This is a genomic window from Xylophilus sp. ASV27 (genome assembly GCF_016428875.1).
Taxonomy (GTDB): Bacteria; Pseudomonadota; Gammaproteobacteria; order Burkholderiales; family Burkholderiaceae_C; genus Xylophilus.
Map to the genome: position 1 here is coordinate 1 of NZ_JAELTO010000048.1, position 14935 is coordinate 14935.

At 62.1% G+C, this 14935-nt stretch carries 21 protein-coding genes; 17 read left to right on the forward strand and 4 right to left on the reverse strand.

The window, feature by feature from the left end; translation table 11 throughout:
* The first annotated feature begins 167 nt into the window (after positions 1-167).
* From JHD63_RS11705 to JHD63_RS11715, 3 genes are read left to right on the forward strand one after another with little or no spacing between them, the layout of a single operon-like run.
* Entirely contained in the window at positions 168-1037 is an 870-nt protein-coding gene (locus tag JHD63_RS11705; RefSeq protein ID WP_198970929.1) for a DUF5131 family protein, read from the forward strand.
* The gene (tcmP, locus tag JHD63_RS11710) at positions 998-1678 is read left to right on the forward strand and encodes a three-Cys-motif partner protein TcmP (protein WP_198970930.1); all 681 of its coding nucleotides are present in this window, start codon (positions 998-1000) and stop codon (positions 1676-1678) included. Before JHD63_RS11705 ends, tcmP begins: the two co-directional genes overlap by 40 nt.
* Positions 1675-1905, forward strand: a complete 231-nt coding sequence (locus JHD63_RS11715) for a hypothetical protein (protein WP_198970931.1) — start codon at positions 1675-1677, stop codon at positions 1903-1905. The genes tcmP and JHD63_RS11715 overlap by 4 nt, the downstream gene beginning before the upstream one ends.
* Positions 1906-1934: 29 nt before the next feature.
* On the opposite strand, the gene JHD63_RS24975 is transcribed toward JHD63_RS11715, so the two are convergent.
* Entirely contained in the window at positions 1935-2243 is a 309-nt protein-coding gene (locus JHD63_RS24975; RefSeq protein ID WP_370590483.1) for a tyrosine-type recombinase/integrase, read from the reverse strand.
* Positions 2244-2508: 265 nt separating this feature from the next.
* Complete coding sequence (locus tag JHD63_RS11725; RefSeq protein ID WP_198970932.1) at positions 2509-2772, reverse strand: hypothetical protein; 264 nt, start codon at positions 2770-2772, stop codon at positions 2509-2511.
* A gap of 132 nt (positions 2773-2904) precedes the next feature.
* Here JHD63_RS11725 and JHD63_RS11730 point away from each other — a divergent pair, with 132 nt between their 5' ends.
* A complete protein-coding gene (locus JHD63_RS11730; RefSeq protein ID WP_198970933.1) occupies positions 2905-4311 on the forward strand; it encodes a ParB N-terminal domain-containing protein in 1407 nt (468 codons plus the stop codon).
* On the opposite strand, the gene JHD63_RS11735 is transcribed toward JHD63_RS11730, so the two are convergent.
* The gene (locus tag JHD63_RS11735) at positions 4243-5166 is read right to left on the reverse strand and encodes a DNA adenine methylase (protein WP_198970934.1); all 924 of its coding nucleotides are present in this window, start codon (positions 5164-5166) and stop codon (positions 4243-4245) included. The genes JHD63_RS11730 and JHD63_RS11735 overlap by 69 nt on opposite strands.
* A gap of 193 nt (positions 5167-5359) precedes the next feature.
* On the opposite strand from JHD63_RS11735, the gene JHD63_RS11740 reads away from it, so the two are divergent.
* The 4 genes from JHD63_RS11740 to JHD63_RS11750 all read left to right on the forward strand — a co-directional run bounded on the left by JHD63_RS11740 (position 5360) and on the right by JHD63_RS11750 (position 6410).
* Positions 5360-5548 carry a hypothetical protein gene (locus JHD63_RS11740; RefSeq protein ID WP_198970935.1) on the forward strand — a complete coding sequence of 63 codons (189 nt, stop codon included), beginning with the start codon at positions 5360-5362 and terminating at the stop codon, positions 5546-5548.
* A gap of 61 nt (positions 5549-5609) precedes the next feature.
* A complete protein-coding gene (locus JHD63_RS24010) occupies positions 5610-5732 on the forward strand; it encodes a hypothetical protein (protein WP_255519268.1) in 123 nt (40 codons plus the stop codon).
* Between the two features lie 143 nt (positions 5733-5875).
* The gene (locus JHD63_RS11745; RefSeq protein WP_198970936.1) at positions 5876-6142 is read left to right on the forward strand and encodes a type II toxin-antitoxin system RelB/DinJ family antitoxin; all 267 of its coding nucleotides are present in this window, start codon (positions 5876-5878) and stop codon (positions 6140-6142) included.
* Positions 6129-6410, forward strand: a complete 282-nt coding sequence (locus JHD63_RS11750) for a type II toxin-antitoxin system YafQ family toxin (protein WP_198970937.1) — start codon at positions 6129-6131, stop codon at positions 6408-6410. Before JHD63_RS11745 ends, JHD63_RS11750 begins: the two co-directional genes overlap by 14 nt.
* Here JHD63_RS11750 and JHD63_RS11755 read toward each other — a convergent pair.
* Positions 6341-7348, reverse strand: coding sequence for a tyrosine-type recombinase/integrase (locus tag JHD63_RS11755; protein WP_233168000.1), 1008 nt, complete (start codon positions 7346-7348; stop codon positions 6341-6343). The genes JHD63_RS11750 and JHD63_RS11755 overlap by 70 nt on opposite strands.
* A 265-nt stretch (positions 7349-7613) precedes the next feature.
* On the opposite strand from JHD63_RS11755, the gene JHD63_RS24980 reads away from it, so the two are divergent.
* The 9 genes from JHD63_RS24980 to JHD63_RS11795 are packed head-to-tail and all read left to right on the forward strand — an operon-like array spanning position 7614 to position 14922.
* Entirely contained in the window at positions 7614-7916 is a 303-nt protein-coding gene (locus JHD63_RS24980; protein WP_370590484.1) for a disulfide isomerase DsbC N-terminal domain-containing protein, read from the forward strand.
* Between the two features lie 9 nt (positions 7917-7925).
* Positions 7926-8384 (forward strand): DsbC family protein, encoded by a 459-nt coding sequence (locus tag JHD63_RS24985; protein WP_370590485.1) that lies wholly within the window; start codon positions 7926-7928, stop codon positions 8382-8384.
* Positions 8381-8962, forward strand: coding sequence for a hypothetical protein (locus JHD63_RS11765; RefSeq protein ID WP_233168002.1), 582 nt, complete (start codon positions 8381-8383; stop codon positions 8960-8962). The genes JHD63_RS24985 and JHD63_RS11765 overlap by 4 nt, the downstream gene beginning before the upstream one ends.
* A 3-nt stretch (positions 8963-8965) precedes the next feature.
* Entirely contained in the window at positions 8966-9868 is a 903-nt protein-coding gene (locus JHD63_RS11770) for a hypothetical protein (RefSeq protein ID WP_198970938.1), read from the forward strand.
* A 20-nt stretch (positions 9869-9888) separates the two neighbouring features.
* Entirely contained in the window at positions 9889-10428 is a 540-nt protein-coding gene (locus JHD63_RS11775; RefSeq protein ID WP_233168005.1) for a lytic transglycosylase domain-containing protein, read from the forward strand.
* Between the two features lie 23 nt (positions 10429-10451).
* Positions 10452-11246 carry a TcpQ domain-containing protein gene (locus JHD63_RS11780; protein WP_198970939.1) on the forward strand — a complete coding sequence of 265 codons (795 nt, stop codon included), beginning with the start codon at positions 10452-10454 and terminating at the stop codon, positions 11244-11246.
* A complete protein-coding gene (locus JHD63_RS11785) occupies positions 11236-12954 on the forward strand; it encodes a Type II secretory pathway component PulD-like protein (RefSeq protein ID WP_198970940.1) in 1719 nt (572 codons plus the stop codon). Before JHD63_RS11780 ends, JHD63_RS11785 begins: the two co-directional genes overlap by 11 nt.
* Complete coding sequence (locus JHD63_RS11790) at positions 12947-13564, forward strand: hypothetical protein (RefSeq protein ID WP_198970941.1); 618 nt, start codon at positions 12947-12949, stop codon at positions 13562-13564. The genes JHD63_RS11785 and JHD63_RS11790 overlap by 8 nt, the downstream gene beginning before the upstream one ends.
* Positions 13561-14922, forward strand: coding sequence for a type 4b pilus protein PilO2 (locus JHD63_RS11795; protein WP_198970942.1), 1362 nt, complete (start codon positions 13561-13563; stop codon positions 14920-14922). Before JHD63_RS11790 ends, JHD63_RS11795 begins: the two co-directional genes overlap by 4 nt.
* Positions 14923-14935 lie beyond the last annotated feature (13 nt).

Below are 14935 nucleotides of genomic sequence, written 5' to 3' on the forward strand. Positions count from 1 at the left end.
CGACCAGCCGCACCGCCTCTTGCTTGAATTCGAGCGTGTAGCGCGCTCTCGTCGTCTTCCTCATTTACGTCTTCCTTGCTTGTATTGAAACACTCAGCAAGGGATACGTTTTTCGAGGGCAAGGTCAGTTCGTCTCGGCGGCAACACGCTCTACACTGGAAACCGAAATGGGAAAATACTCTCGCATCGAATGGACGCACCACACCTTCAACCCCTGGTGGGGTTGCGTGAAAGTTTCTCCTGCATGTGATCACTGCTATGCGGAGTCGTGGGCGAAGCGCGTTGGCTCGGACGTCTGGGGCCCCGAATCGCCGCGACGCTTCTTCACCGACGCTCACTGGAAAGAGCCGCTCAAGTGGAACCGCGACGCGACTTCCGAAGGCATTCGGCGGCGGGTATTCTGTGCATCCATGGCCGATGTTTTCGAGAACAGGCCCGATCTGGTGGCTCCCCGAATGCGCTTGCTCGATCTTATCGACGCGACGCCGATGTTGGACTGGTTGCTTCTCACCAAACGTATTCACTTGGTCAAGAAACTTCTTCCCAAGGGGCGCCAGTTGCCGCCGCATGTGTGGATTGGCACGACCGTAGAGAATGACGAATATGCGGGCAAACGTCTGAAGTACTTGCTCGAACTCGACACTCCATCTGTCCGGTTCGTTTCCTGCGAGCCGCTACTCAGTCCGCTGAACCTGACGCCCTACCTCAAGCCTAACTCCAAGGGGACGCGCATCGACTGGGTCATCGCCGGTGGAGAAAGTGGGCACGGCTCCCGACCGATGGATCCGGCTTGGCCGGAAAGCCTGCAAAAGCAATGCGCGGCCGCCAACGTGCCTTTCCACTTCAAACAATGGGGTCACTGGGCACCCGCCAGCAACCTGGAGGTGCCACACGGATACCCAGCCCACAAGGTGGTCAACTTCTACAAGGGTACCCAAAGGGTGCCGGTGGTCAGCGTTGGCAAGTCCGCGGCTGGCCGAGTTTTGAGAGGGAGAACATGGGATCAGTTTCCGGCGACGCGGACAAGTGCGCCATAGGCCTCTTTGATGATCTGCAGGCGCCGTCAATCAATGACGGGATCGTCGAGCTCACCTTCAAGCCGAGCAAGCAGGACGGTTACCCAGTGTGGACGGAAAGCAAGTCCAAGCTGATTCAGCACTACGTTCGATACTTCATCCTCGTGACGAAGCACGGCACGTACATCGACGGCTTTGCTGGTCCGCAAGTCGAGCAATACGACAGTGCGTCCTGGTCAGCGAAAAGGGTCCTGGAAATCAGGCCAGCTTGGCTCCGTCGCTTCATCCTCTGCGATATGAGCGCGCACCAGGTCCAGCACTTGAACACTCTGACGGCCGAGCGACGGGCGATCGGCGACAACCGAAAGATCGAGGTCCACCACGGCGACTTCAATATCGCCATCGACCAGATCCTGCTCCCAGGTGCGATTCGCGAGAAGGAGGCTACGTTCTGCCTTTTGGATCAACGTACGTTCGAGTGCAAATGGGACACGGTTCGCAAGATCGCCGAGTACAAGAAAGCCGGCACCAAGATCGAGCAGTTCTATTTTCTTGCGGTGGGATGGCTTGGCCGCTCGATTGCTGCCCTGAAAGACGATGACAAGTTGCGAGCCTGGTGGGGGCGTGACGACATCGATCTGCCACGCTCGACAACTTCATGATTCATGCGACGGACCACGAAGAGGCGCCAAAGCTGATGAATCGTGCCTACAAGGCCGCCACCTTGCAGAGCCAGCCGATGGATCACACTCAGTTCTCATTTGGTGGCGAGGGGTTCGACCTCGACATTGCCAACAAATATCAGGCTGACGACTCGAATGCAACAGGAGCGCAAGATGTGCGAGGCTTGCGCGAAGGAGACCTTGGACGGCCTGGCCGCGAGGTTTGAGATGGCGGATGAGTTGGCGATCACGCAGCTCAACCATGCGAGGTGGCGCGGCTTGGCTCGCACAGCGAGCTTTTCGGCTGAGTGTGGACCGCCCACAAGCGGTGCCGCTCATTGCTTTGCACTGCGCCTGCGTCGCGCATGAGCCGGCGGTACTGCCCTCCCCTGGGATGGTGCGTTTCCAGCAGCGCATGATCGTCCTCGAACTGCCGGGAGACGTATCGCGTGGTCGTCGCTAGGTGCTCGTGGCCGAGTAGCATCTGGATGGTCGTGAGCGGCGCCCTCCCCTGGTACAGGTGCGTGGCGAACGCATGCCGCAGCGAATGCGGCGTGAGCTGCAAACCCTCGGCCGCAGCGTAGCGGCTCCGCCCGCAGGCCGGTGGCGTAGAGCAACTCCAGCACCGCGCGATCTCTCAGCCCTGCGGGCGTGCCCGTGTCGGGCATGGCCAGGATCCGCTCCATCTGCTGCACCGAGGGCACGCTCGGAGGACTACGCGCTGGAGTGGGCGCAAAAACGACGGGCGCGCCGTGGCACCGCGTGGCGCTGGGCAGTTCAGCGAGTCGGGGGATGTGAGAGTGCGCGCAGCGCGCGCTATGAACAACGCATCAGCGCGCGGCTGGCCAGGCATCGGCCTGCGGCTGGGCATCGCGGGCCATGCGCTGCGAGCTGGCCACCAGGGCGTCGATTTCTGCGAGGTGTTCGGGGGACAGCAGCTCGGCCGCCTCGCGGGCTGCTTGGCCGGATTCGACTTGAAACACCCAGGCCAACGCACGGCCGGTGACCATGGCGCAGAGGTAGGGGATCAGGATGGCTGCGCCCAGCAGTGCGAGCAAGGCCAAGATTGCTATGACGACGATGAAAGCGGTCATGGCGGGATGGTAAAGGTGATAGCCCAGCAGCGACCCGCTCGCGCCTAGGACTTTTCGCAAAGGTCCTGCTGATTTGCCTTAGCCGACTCCCCATAGGCCACTGTTACACTTCGGCCACATACGGAGGGTCCCATGGCACGCAGCGATTTCAGAGTAGTGGCCGACGTGGCTGTAGAAGATATCTTGCTTGATGTACAGAATGCCCGTATTCGCGCCGGAGCAGATCAGAACGACTGCATTCGGCGTATTCTCCGCAAGAAAGATCATTTTCTTGCTATCTGCGAGAGCATAGCAAAAGAGGGCCTCACAACAATGCCCATTTTGGCAACTCCTAATGGAGGTGGCACCTATACGGTAAAGGATGGCAATCGCAGAACCACCGCCCTCAAATTACTGAACAATCCAGAAATCTGCCCAGACCCAGAATTAAAGGAAAAAGTTATAAAAATTTCGGAGACATACAATAATTTCCCTACTCATGTAGATCTTACTGTTACCGACAATGAGCAAGCAATGATCCGCGAGGTACTCTCCAGGCATCAAGGAGAAATGGCCGGAGTGGGTCAAGTTGGATGGTCGGCATACTTAAGAACACTATATCTGCTCAATCACGGACATCCAGCAGAATATAAACGACCAGGGCAGTATGCACTATGGGCGGAAAGCCATGGAATTTTTGTAGACGATGAATTCCCAATCACAAGCCTTCAGCGCTTTTTCACGACCGACAATCTCAAACTACTCGGATTTGATGTGGATGCGGCTGACGAATTAGTACCAAACCTACCAGAGCCCACTGTATTGCAAATGGGCACCAAGGTGGTTGGTGATTTCGGGAGTGGGAAGAGTGTAAATGAAGTTTTCACTCCCGACCAAGCACGCCATTATATTGATCAGGTCAGAGCATCAGCTGGCATTCCTCCATCTACGCCGCCAAATCCCCCGGCACCAGCAACGACCAGTGCACCCGCAGCAGGGGGCACGCCAGGGCCTGCTACCGCACCCAGTTCGTCTGCACCTGCTAATACGGGGGGGACTACTTCTCATTCTCCTGCGCCAAGTCCTACGACTTCATCGAGACCCGCCTCAACACCAGCAACATCAGCCGCTGACCGAAAAAAAGTGTTTGGATCACGAGCACCGGGCATTGCCATTCCAAGTACAGGGCACCCAAAAGAGCAAACAATTGTGGCAGAGCTTCGTGGACTCGATGTCAGTCAATTTCCGCTTGCAGCCACGATGCTCACGCGAGCCTTGATTGAATTAAGCGATTTGCACTACCGGACCAAGAATGGCTTAGAAGATCAACAATGCTTGGCAAATAATATAAAAAAATCGATAAAGCATATGGTAGAGAATGGGAAAATTTCTGCATCAGAAGAAGACATGGTCAAACGACTTTGCAATCGCAGTGGGGCGATGATCGAAATTGAAACTCTGCAAAAGATGATTCACCGCAACACACACAATCTAGATCGTCAATTCATCAACACTCTGTGGGACAACATTGGCTGTTTTATTCGGGCGTGCTGGGCCTAACGTTTTGGCGCGCGTAAGCTCAGGAACAGAATGTAATTTTATATTTTTGTAGATAAGCAATTCTGTAGCCTCAGGCCGCGCAAGATGGGTTGAATATTTCAGATTAAATTCAACCTGCCCAAAAGCACTGTATAAATCGCCGATTTCTTTGGCATTGTCATACGTTACGATCACTGGCACTTTTAGGTTTGATACTCGCTTGGCAATCGCGGCATGATCTTTAGGCTCGTAAAAGTTCCGATAGAGTTGAGCACCCTTCTGAAAGTAGGGAGGATCTAAATATATAAGGGTTTTTTTTGGAAGAGTGGGCTCAATTTCATCAAGCAATGCCAAGGCATCCAGGCCGTAAACCTTGATACGTTTAGAAAGCTTTCCGATCGCGCCAATACGCTCGGTTAAGTCGTCCTTGTTGTATCTCGCACCCAGCTTCCAAGCTCCACTCTGATTTTTCCCCCCTATTACTCCACCCGCGAGAATGCCGGACCGATTGGTCCGATTCAAAAAGAAGGCTGCGAAGGCCACATCGAGCTGGCTATGCTCAGCCGCATTTGCAAGAACTTCGCGCTGGAGTCTCCACGCTGTCATTGAAACTCGGGTGGATTTGATCTTGGCGATCAACTCATATGACTGCTCGGTGACCGCCTTCCAAAAGGCGTAGATCACTGGGTCTGCGTCGTTGATGATGATCCGATCAACGTATCCATGAGTTAGAAGAAAGATTGCCGCCCCGCAGCCGCCCGCATAGGGTTCAACGTAGCAACCTCCACTGATCTGGTTGTGCCGCAACAGCTCGGCGATCCACGGGCCCATGCGCCCTTTTCCGCCCGGATAGCGCAGCGGCGTTAGAAATGACATTTGAAGATCTCCTGTTCGGCGCGTACTGTACCCGTGAAGTTGGAGCTTGGCCACCACTACAGCGCAATGCAAGCATTGGCGCGGCTCCGCAGGGGGATGGACTGTTTGAACCTAAAACCGGCAGTTGAAGTAGCCGAATGGGCCTCAATGCCAATGTTTATCGGGGCTGCAGGCGATAGGTGACACTCACCCGATGGGTGAAGCACGACGCAAGCGAGAGCAGGCCGTTTCGGCGAAAGTGGTAGGCGAGGAGCCGATGGTGGTGGACACGCTCGGCGGGCGAATGCACGTACGATGGGACGACGGTGCGGCGGCCACGCCCCATGGGCAATTGGTCTTCTTCGCCGAGTTCCTGGCTGCCGCGGGTGTGTTCGATCACTGAGTTGATGCCTGAACGTGCTTGAGGGCGGGCGGCTGATGGTGCAGCGGACCTAGCCGCCCCAGTGAACAAGTCCAACCGGCTGAAGTACACCTGCAACGGCTGCGAGCCGGCCATCAACGTGTGGGGCAAGCTTGGGCTGAAGATCCTCTGCGGGGAGTGCGGCTCAGAGTTCGAGGTGTCGTAACGCGCCGCCGCTCCGCGCGGCGCATAAGGGCGTGCCTTGCTGCAGATCACTAAGCTCGCACGCAGAGCATGGCGGCGTTGGCGTGTTTTGTAGTCACATTGGGACTACAATTGATCCTCTGAAACCTCCTAGGGACAATCACCATGAGCACTGCCGATACCTATGTCCGCGCTCGCATCGACACCGACACCAAGGAGCGCGCGGCTGACGCGCTCGAGGCAATGGGCCTGTCCATCTCGGATGCGATCCGCTTGCTGATGCTGCGCGTAGCCGACGAGCGCCGGTTGCCTTTCGATGTGAAGGTGCCCAATGCCCGCACGCGCAAGGCCATTGCCGAACTTGAGGCCGGCAAAGGCAAGCGTTTTGCCAGCGTTGACGACCTGATGGCAGATCTGAATGCGGGCGATTGACCGCGCCACCGCCTTCAAACGCGACTACAAGCGCGAGGCCAAGGGCAAGCATCGATCCACTCTCGATAGTGATTTGAGGCCCGTTCTCGTGGCGCTGGCGACCGACCAGCCACTGGATGCCAGATACCGCGACCATGATCTGAGCGGAGATTGGGCAGGCTACCGGGAATGCCACATCAAGCCCGACCTGCTGCTGATCTACCGCAAGTCGGATGCCGACACCCTCCGACTGGCGCGGCTTGGTTCGCACAGCGAGCTTTTCGGCTGAGTGTGGACCGCCCACAAGCGGTGCCGCTCATTGCTTTGCACTGCGCCTGCGTCGCGCATGAGTCGGCGGTACTGCCCTCCCCTGGGATGGTGCGTTTCCAGCAGCGCATGATCGTCCTCGAACTGCCGGGAGACGTATCGCGTGGTCGTCTCCAGGTGCTCGTGGCCGAGTAGCATCTGGATGGTCGTGAGCGGCGCCCTCCCCTGGTACAGGTGCGTGGCGAACGCATGCCGCAGCGAATGCGGCGTGAGCTGCAAACCCTCGGCCGCAGCGTAGCGGCTCACCATGCGGCGCAGTTGCGAGTAGCGATAGTCCGGGTATCGGCCGTCGCTCACGAAGAGCCTGGCCGTGGACGTCGTGCAGTGACCTCCCGCGCTGAGCAATGCGTGCCGGACGGATTTGTATTGCGCAATCCAATTTGCAGCGTGCTCGCCGTAGACCACCAGCCGCTCCTTGGCGCCCTTGCCCATCACCCGCATGCACAAGGCACCTGCGACCTGGTCGATGCGCAGCCGGAGCAACTCGTCCGCCCGCAGGCCGGTGGCGTAGAGCAACTCCAGCACCGCGCGATCTCTCAGCCCTGCGGGCGTGCCCGTGTCGGGCATGGCCAGGATCCTCTCCATCTGCTGTACCGAGGGCACTCTCGGAGGACTGCGCGCAGGAGCTCGCGCCGGCAGCAGGACGGCATCGATGCGGACATTCGCGATGTCCTGCTCACTGGCCCACCGGTACAGACGCCGTAGCGCCCAATGCCTGAGTCGCAGGGTGGCAAATGACCGGCTCTCGCTGATCTCCTGCAGGTACGCCCGCACGTCATCCAGCCGAACGCGATCCCAGGCGCCGCGGGCCGAGTTCGACAGCCAGGCGTTGAAGCTACTGAGGTGCGTCTGCAGGGTCTTGAGGGTCGTGTCTGCCAGCCCTTCCCCGAATGCCTCCAACAAAACCTCACTGAATCTGGGGTCCCAACCCTCCACTGCGCCGCGGGCATCCTCATCCCGCGTGCGCCACTCTCCACAAGCTCGCATGCACTTTTCCTGTACGGCAGGCCAGTGCCATCCGCTCTGGAACGGCAGCACGGCGCGACGCACAACTCATCAAAAAATATAGATCAACAAAAATTTCCACTGTCAAGCGGAAACCATGCGGTATGCAACTGAGGTTTTCTGGTGGCGAGGCGCTGGCGCGTTTTCTAGAGTGCGGGACATGCCCAAACACTCCCACTTCGTCAGGTCCATGGCTGCCGCCGCCGCGCTGGCCATCGCAGGACTGCAGCCCGCCGCAGCCGGCGTAACGCCGGGGATCACCGCCAGGATCAAGGCGGCGATCACGGCCAATACCAAAGGCACCGTCCGTGTCGACCAGGTCAATACGACGCCGATACCCGGCGTATACGAGGTCATCTCGGACACTGAGATCTTTTATACAGAAGAAACCGGTCGTTACGCGCTCGTCGGGGGGGCGTTGATGGATTTGGAGCAGCGTCGGGACCTGACCTCGGCACAGTAGGACAAGCGGATGGCGATCCCGTTCGACCAGCTGCCGCTCTCCCAGGCCACCAAGGAGGTGCGGGGTGACGGCAGCCGGGTTTTCGCGGTCTTCGAGGATCCGAACTGCCCCATCTGCAGGGTGTTCACCAAGTTCGTCGAGCAGCTTGACAACGTGACGGTGTACCGGTTCATGTTCCCCGTCATCTCCCCGCAAAGCCAGAACCTGGCCCGCATGGCCTGGTGCTCCGCCGACCGGGCCGCCGTATGGAAGTCGATGATGGAAGGCGCGCGGCCGCGGCTGGCAGAGTCCTGCGACACCAGCGGGCTGGTGGAGATCCTGCGCACCGGAGAGCGCTTCCAGATCAACAACACGCCCACGGTGGTACTGGCCAGCGGCAAGCGCCTGGTCGGCGCCACGCCACCCGAGCAGTTCCTCCAGGAACTGGACAAGGGCGGGCGGCTGCCAGCAGGAGGGTCCAGCCGATGAGCCAAGCACGTACCGCCAGCATGGCAACCAGGCTGCTGTGGTGCCTCGGGGTGATGGCGGCATCGCTCCTGGCGACAGCCCACGCCCAGGAAATCACCGAAGTGCCATGGGTTCCGATGCGCGAAGTCGTGTTCGACAGCACGCAATTCCCGTCGACCGGCACGGAGGAGGATCGCGCGATCCTCAAGCAGATCTGGGCCAAGGAGCTTGCGGCACCGCGCAGCACGGGCGGTGGGCAGACCCTACCTGCCTTCGCGCTGATCGGCGACGTGCGCCAGGCCGGGCGTCGGGTTGTCTTCACCTTCTTCGCGGCCGCGCGCAATGACCGCTGCGAGCCGCCAGAGAACGGCGCCGATGCGACCAACATCTACTCGCTGTGCTCGATGCGGGTCACGCCATGGCCGATGCAGGGGCACAAGATCGCCGATCTGCCCGGCTACTGCATGGTGTATGCAGCCAAACGGGACAAGAACCGCGTCGAGTACGCATTCGACAGTTCCGACCGCGTGCTGCGCTTGCGGACCATCCAGTTCGGCAAGGAAGTCCCCGCGTGCAGCCGCGCCTTGAAGCTGGGGTAGGCCATGGCAGTGCAACGCATGTCCCGAATGTCGGCCTTGCTCCTGGCCGTGATGCCCTGCATCGCCCTGGCAGTCCTCGTGTCCGCGGCAGACATCGTGAAGGCGATCCAGTCGTCGCCGACCGCCAATGCCTGGTTGCGCCAGAACGCAGCTGCGGTGGCCAACCTGGCCTTGAACGTAGAGAGCCGTGGAGAGACCACTGCCTTCAACGGTTCCTGCTGCTACGGCGTCCTGCAGATGAACCAGGCCAACATCGCCCGCTATGCGGGCGTGTCGCCCGAGCAGTACCGTCAGCAGTCGCTCCAGCAACAGATCAACGCATGGACCGCCCTCACCTCCGACGCACTGCAGTCACGGGTGGTGCAGGATCTGCTGGCGCTGGGCACCTTCGACGGGCGCCCGGTCGACGGGAACCTGGTGCTCGCCTGCGTGCAGCTCGGCATTGGCAACTGCCGTCAGATGCTCAACTCGGGCCGCTGCGCGGGCTTTGCAGACAGCAACGGCACGACGATCTGCTCGATGGCGGACCGCGCCGCGGGCAGGGCACCGGGCGGCGGGACGGGCGGCGGTGGAACGACCACGCCTGGTGGTGATGGAAGCGGATCGGGCGGCGGCTGGAAGCCGACGCTCGATGCCTGCGTCAAGGATGCAGGAGGCCGTTGCCTGCCGGTGGCCGAGTCGATTCAGCAAGGCTTCGTGCGCGGCTCGGGCCAGTCGATGGGCAATGTCAAGCGCCTGGTGCTCACGCTGGGCTTTGCCACCTGCCTGCTGATCATCGCCGTGGCGATCACCGGGGTGTGGCATCGCTTCTCGTCCGGTCAACTGACCTCTGCCCAGCTCAAGCGCTATGTGTTCCAGGGCGGCATCACGCTGTCGATCGTTCTCATGGCGCTGGCCCTTCTATGACCACGCGCGGCACATCCACCATGGTCAAAGCCGCGCTGGTGCTGGCACTGGCGTTCCTGGCGGGCGCCGGCACAGCCCACGCGGGCCCGGAGAGCTGCCTGCGCGGACACAGCAGGTCCGATGCCTGCCAGCGGATGCTGCGCGACTACTGGCTGCACGAGGCAGCGATCACCGCCATCGCGCGCCACTACGGCCTGGAGCCCGCCCTGCTCAAGGCGCTGGTGGCCGTCGAAAGCGGATTCGATGCCTTCGCGCGCTCGCCGGCCAACGCCCGCGGGCTGACCCAGGTGCTGCCCGCAACCGCCGCGGGCGTCGGCCTGCAGGCGCCCGAGCAGAACCTCTATCGCCCGGAGCTGGCCCTGGCCGCCGGCGCGGCGTACCTGCGCCAGATGTGGTTCGAGTTCCAGGCGTGGGACCTGGCCCTGGCCGCCTACAACGCGGGTCCCGGCGCCGTGAAGAAGCATGGGGGCATCCCGCCTTTCCGCGAAACCCAGGCCTACGTGCCCAAGGTGCTGTCGCTGTACCGGGAATTCGCCCTCGCCGAAGCAATGTCCAGATGAAACGACCAGGAAGGACTCCGCCTATGCAACCGCTGCGCGCCTGCGCCGTGACCACCGTCCTTGCCATCGCGCTGCCCGGTGCGGGCATGGCCGCAGATGGCACCGACCTACCTGCTGATCGCGGAGAGCTGCTGGGGTCGAGCATCGCGATCTCGTGGAACGCTCCAGTGAGCGACCTCGGCCAATTGCTGGCCGATCGCCTGGGCATTCCCTTCAAGCAGATCTGCCCCACCAATGCGCGCCAGGTGGTCGTCCTGGAGCAGCCGGACAGCGGCTCGATCTCGGATGCACTGCGCTCCGTCAATGCGCAGTTGCAGCCCGGCCAGGCGCTGGCGATCATGTCAGGGCCATCGGGCCCGCGTGTGGAACTGGCGAGAACCTCGGTGTCGCAATACCCCATGGCTGGGCAGGACACGGGGCACTGTGACCTTGCGGACCTGCAGGAACTCAGCCTGCGCAGCCGCACCGTTGCACCGGTGCATGTGGCGGCCGGCGCAGGTTCCTCCGCTGCCTCTACAACCATGGCCTCCCCGGCGCCGAAGTTCGTGTTGAACAAAGGCGAGCCCGTGCATACCCAGCTGCAGCGCTGGGCGCAAGCGGCAGGCTGGGAGCTCCTCTGGTATCCGCAGATCACCTGGGAAGTGATCTCCAGCTCCGTCTACAGCAACGAGCTCGACGTCTCCGAGGCGGTCGAGGCCGTTGTGAAGATCCTGCGCGGCGAGGGCAAGCAAATCGTGCTGTCCATCGCGCAGGCGAACCGGCTGATGGAGGTCTCCTCCACCGATATCACAGACGGGAAAGAAGCCCATGAAGACTAGGCACAGGACGCGGGGCCTGCCCTGCTTGCTGCTGGTGGCGAGCCTCACGCTGCAGGCCTGCTCGACGTTCAAGGAAACGGAGGGCAACACCCGCAAAGCCCAGGAGCAGGCGCGCCGCATGCTGGATGAGCGCACTGACAGCGGCGCACCGGCGGGCGTGACGCGGTTGCCGGGGCCACGCATCGCCGGCAAGGAGATCAAGCTGGTGAAGAAGGAGCCGCTGCCGGCGATCTTCGACGCAACGATCAGCTACGTCAGCCCGGGGACGCAGAAGCTCAGCGAGATCATGGACGAGTTGAGCTCGCGGCTGGACATGACGATATCCGCGGCGGAGGTCGTCAACGCGCAGCGTCCTGGGCAACAGGCTGCACAGGCCGGTGCGCAGGGCTCTGAACAGGCCCTCTCTGGCTATGCGCAGATCGAGTTCAACGGCAAGCTCCGCAATCTGCTCGACGACCTGGCACAGCGGACCCAGTCGAACTGGCGCTACGTGAAAAGCTCCCAGTCGGTGCAGTTCTTCCGGTACGAGACACGCACCTACCCGATGCACCTTCCCGGGGGGGCGAAGTCCTTGCAGGCGTCCATCAGCCTTTCGTCCACCGGCATGAGCGCTGGTGGAAGCGCGGGGGGATCGAACTCGGGGGGATCGGGGGGCGGCGGTGGCGGCGGTTCCGGCGGCGGCAGTGGCACCGTGTCGGTCACCCAGAGCCAGGTCATCGACCCCTGGACATCGATCATGACCTCGGTGCAGGCGATCCTCGGCACCTCGACGGATGCCAACACAGCCAGCACTGGTCGAGCCTCGACATCGAGCGGCGGCGCCTCTTCGGGCGCCGGCGGCGCCACCCCGGCCGGCCGGCTTGCGGTCTCCGGTACGGATGGGTTCGCCTCGGCAACGCCAGAGCTCGGCATCGTGACCGTGACGGCGCGGCCGCACAGCCAGGCCCGGATTGCCGCCCTGCTGCACTCCATCAACCAGCGCTTCGCACGCAACGTCATGGTGGACGTCACCATCTACAACGTGTCCATGAACAAGGAGCAGACGGCCGGCGTCTCGATGGACCTGATCTACAAGCGCCTCAACGGCAATGGCGTCAGCGTCGCTGGAGCCGCGCCCCTGCAGCCCGGCAACGGCCAGCCCGGGCGTCTGACCTTGAGCTTTGCGGATCCCAATTCGCGGCTGAACGGATCGAAGCTGGTGGCAGAAGCGCTGCACTCCATTGGCAATGTCGCGCTCTTCAAGAAGGGCCAGTTCATGGCCATCAATGGCCAGCCCTCCCCTTTCCAGGTCGTGGATGACGAGGAATACAACACCTCGGTGTCCACCACCCAGACGGCGAACGTAGGCACACAGAGTTCCACCCAGAAGGCGGTGCTGACCACCGGCCTGACCGGCAACGTGATGCCCCTCATCCTGGGCGACAACCGCATCCTGCTGCAGTATCAGATGGAGATCAGCGCCGTCACCGCCATGAACCCGGCGGTGGTCAATGGCATCCTCACCTACTCGCCCAAGCGATCGCGCCAGAGCTTCCAGCAGCAGGCCTTCCTGAAGGACGGCGATGCCATCGTGCTGTTCGGCTACGACAGCGGCAACGACGAGGTGGCCGGCCAGATCTCACTGGCCGGCGCAAGCCAGCGCGGCCGCGGCGACCGGACGATGTCCGTGATCGTGATGCAAGTCTACGGAGGTCAGAAAAATGGCTGACCGCAGACCGCATATCGGCGCCCTCCTTCTGCTGTCCGCCCTCGCGGCCGGCGGCGCGCATGCCCAGCACAAGACCATCGCCGACCGTGCCGCGGAGGCTGAGGTCACCTACGAGTTGCTCATGAAGCAACGCCAGATCAACGACATGCTGGTCGCCGACCCGATCCTGAAGCAGCTTCCTGCGGTCGCCTCGGTGCTGATCCTGCAGGACAAGCGCACCGCGCGACTGGTGATGCCCAACGGCGTGGTACAGACCTTCGCAGAAGGTGAGGAAATCGCCGAGCGCATGCATCTGCGCAGCGTCTCGCCACGCATGGTGCGTGTGCTGATCGAGCCGCTGCCCAACGCCAAGAGCCGCGCGCCAGTGGCGCTTGCGCTGCCGTTCGCGCCGACCCGCGGCGGCGGCACGAGCATCGGCGTCAGCGGCTTTCCTGGCCCGATGGGCCCGGGCCAGGTGCCAGGCATGCCCGCGGCCCCTCTGGCCGTCCCGCCCGGCCTGATTCAAGCGCCGCCGACCCTCCCGTTTGCCGGAGCAGCCGCCCGGACGGCCCCTGCAGGAACGATGGCACCGCCACCGGGCCCCTCCGCAGATACGCAGGTTTCCCCTTGATGTTTCGCCGAAATCGCAAGGTCGCGCAAGCCGCCGACCTGGATGCTGAGACGCCAGTGCCCGCCGAGGAGATTGTCCAGGTGGCCGGCTGGAGGCTCGCTGTCGCACTGACCTGGACCGGCGCGCAGAGCGCGGCCGAGGCGCGCCGGTTCGCCGGCAAGAACAATGCCTACGTGGTGTGCGACGCCGGCGGCGAGATCGCGGTCGCCAGAGGCAGCAAGGCCGCCGTCGGCCTGCTTGCAGGGGGCGCGCTCGTGGGACGGCTCATGCCCGATGCCTTCGTCTACCACAGGCTCTCGGACGATCGGTACTGGATCTGCCTGATCCGTGACGGCGTGCCCTACCCGGACTACGACCGCGTCGTATCCGGGCAGCAGGCCAACCAGCTCTACACCAATGCCAGCTCGATGGCGGCGCCCGGGACCAGACTCATCGGGGACATCGCGCCATCCACCCAAACGCTTGCCGAAGTGCTGCAGCACGCGCAGGCGCTCTCCCGCAAGGAGCTGGACGAGTGCCGGCTGCGCAAGAACGGGATCCGGCACAGAACTGTAGTGATCAGCGCGTGCGTCGTCGCAGCGCTCGCAACTACCGCGCAGCTTGCGATCGAGCACCGCGACAAGCTGCTGAGCGAGAGAAAGCGCCAGGACATGCTGCGCGCCTTGCTGCAGTCCCAGCAGCAGCGCGAGGCCGAGTCTGCGCGGATTGCGAAGGCGGTGCGCGACTTCCAGGCAAAAGTGGCAGAGCAAAGGGCGCTCTTTCGCACGCCGAACGCCGCGTGGCAGCAGTGGACCCAGTGCGAGACGCAGCGCCACCGCCTGCCATTCACGCACTCGGGATACCGGCCGGTGAAGCTCACGTGTGACTTCACCGGTGGCGTCGCCACCGTTGAATGGCAGGCCGTGGGGCCGCATACGCGCATCTCCGACCGTGCGTACCTGCCCGGGATCGTGGACCCGCTCGATGTCGGCAATCACATCGTGTCCTCCTTCGTTTTGCCGCCGCTCCCCGCCATCGATGCGAGCGCCCGCGAGGTCAGTTTGAAGCAGGTGAGGATGGACCTGGTGGACTGGGCACACGCCAAGCTCAGCGGCGGGATCCGCCTGGCCGCCGAAGAAACCGTGACGCTTCAGCCGCCCGCAGAGATCAAGGGCCTGGACCACGTGGACAGCGTCACGCTGGGCAGCAGGGTGCTCTTGGATATCAGCGCCACGACGAGCAAGGACGTGCTGATGCTGCCCGAAGCGATGCGCTACCTGAGCGCATGGCCGATCAGCTTTCAGAAGATGGTCTGGTCCTCACCCACTGCGCCTGGTGCGCAGTTCAGCGGTGCATCGACGCTCTTCATTCCACAGTAACTCGACAGGTCAA

Excerpts from the sequence above, each read along its gene's own strand:
- JHD63_RS11705 (WP_198970929.1), top strand. The coding sequence starts at position 168 with ATGGGAAAATACTCTCGCATCGAATGGACGCACCACACCTTCAACCCC.
- tcmP (WP_198970930.1), top strand. The coding sequence starts at position 998 with ATGGGATCAGTTTCCGGCGACGCGGACAAGTGCGCCATAGGCCTCTTT.
- JHD63_RS11715 (WP_198970931.1), top strand. The coding sequence starts at position 1,675 with ATGATTCATGCGACGGACCACGAAGAGGCGCCAAAGCTGATGAATCGT.
- JHD63_RS11725 (WP_198970932.1), bottom strand. The coding sequence starts at position 2,772 with ATGACCGCTTTCATCGTCGTCATAGCAATCTTGGCCTTGCTCGCACTG.
- JHD63_RS11730 (WP_198970933.1), top strand. The coding sequence starts at position 2,905 with ATGGCACGCAGCGATTTCAGAGTAGTGGCCGACGTGGCTGTAGAAGAT.
- JHD63_RS11735 (WP_198970934.1), bottom strand. The coding sequence starts at position 5,166 with ATGTCATTTCTAACGCCGCTGCGCTATCCGGGCGGAAAAGGGCGCATG.
- JHD63_RS11740 (WP_198970935.1), top strand. The coding sequence starts at position 5,360 with ATGGGTGAAGCACGACGCAAGCGAGAGCAGGCCGTTTCGGCGAAAGTG.
- JHD63_RS11745 (WP_198970936.1), top strand. The coding sequence starts at position 5,876 with ATGAGCACTGCCGATACCTATGTCCGCGCTCGCATCGACACCGACACC.
- JHD63_RS11750 (WP_198970937.1), top strand. The coding sequence starts at position 6,129 with ATGCGGGCGATTGACCGCGCCACCGCCTTCAAACGCGACTACAAGCGC.
- JHD63_RS24980 (WP_370590484.1), top strand. The coding sequence starts at position 7,614 with ATGCCCAAACACTCCCACTTCGTCAGGTCCATGGCTGCCGCCGCCGCG.
- JHD63_RS24985 (WP_370590485.1), top strand. The coding sequence starts at position 7,926 with ATGGCGATCCCGTTCGACCAGCTGCCGCTCTCCCAGGCCACCAAGGAG.
- JHD63_RS11765 (WP_233168002.1), top strand. The coding sequence starts at position 8,381 with ATGAGCCAAGCACGTACCGCCAGCATGGCAACCAGGCTGCTGTGGTGC.
- JHD63_RS11770 (WP_198970938.1), top strand. The coding sequence starts at position 8,966 with ATGGCAGTGCAACGCATGTCCCGAATGTCGGCCTTGCTCCTGGCCGTG.
- JHD63_RS11775 (WP_233168005.1), top strand. The coding sequence starts at position 9,889 with ATGGTCAAAGCCGCGCTGGTGCTGGCACTGGCGTTCCTGGCGGGCGCC.
- JHD63_RS11780 (WP_198970939.1), top strand. The coding sequence starts at position 10,452 with ATGCAACCGCTGCGCGCCTGCGCCGTGACCACCGTCCTTGCCATCGCG.
- JHD63_RS11785 (WP_198970940.1), top strand. The coding sequence starts at position 11,236 with ATGAAGACTAGGCACAGGACGCGGGGCCTGCCCTGCTTGCTGCTGGTG.
- JHD63_RS11790 (WP_198970941.1), top strand. The coding sequence starts at position 12,947 with ATGGCTGACCGCAGACCGCATATCGGCGCCCTCCTTCTGCTGTCCGCC.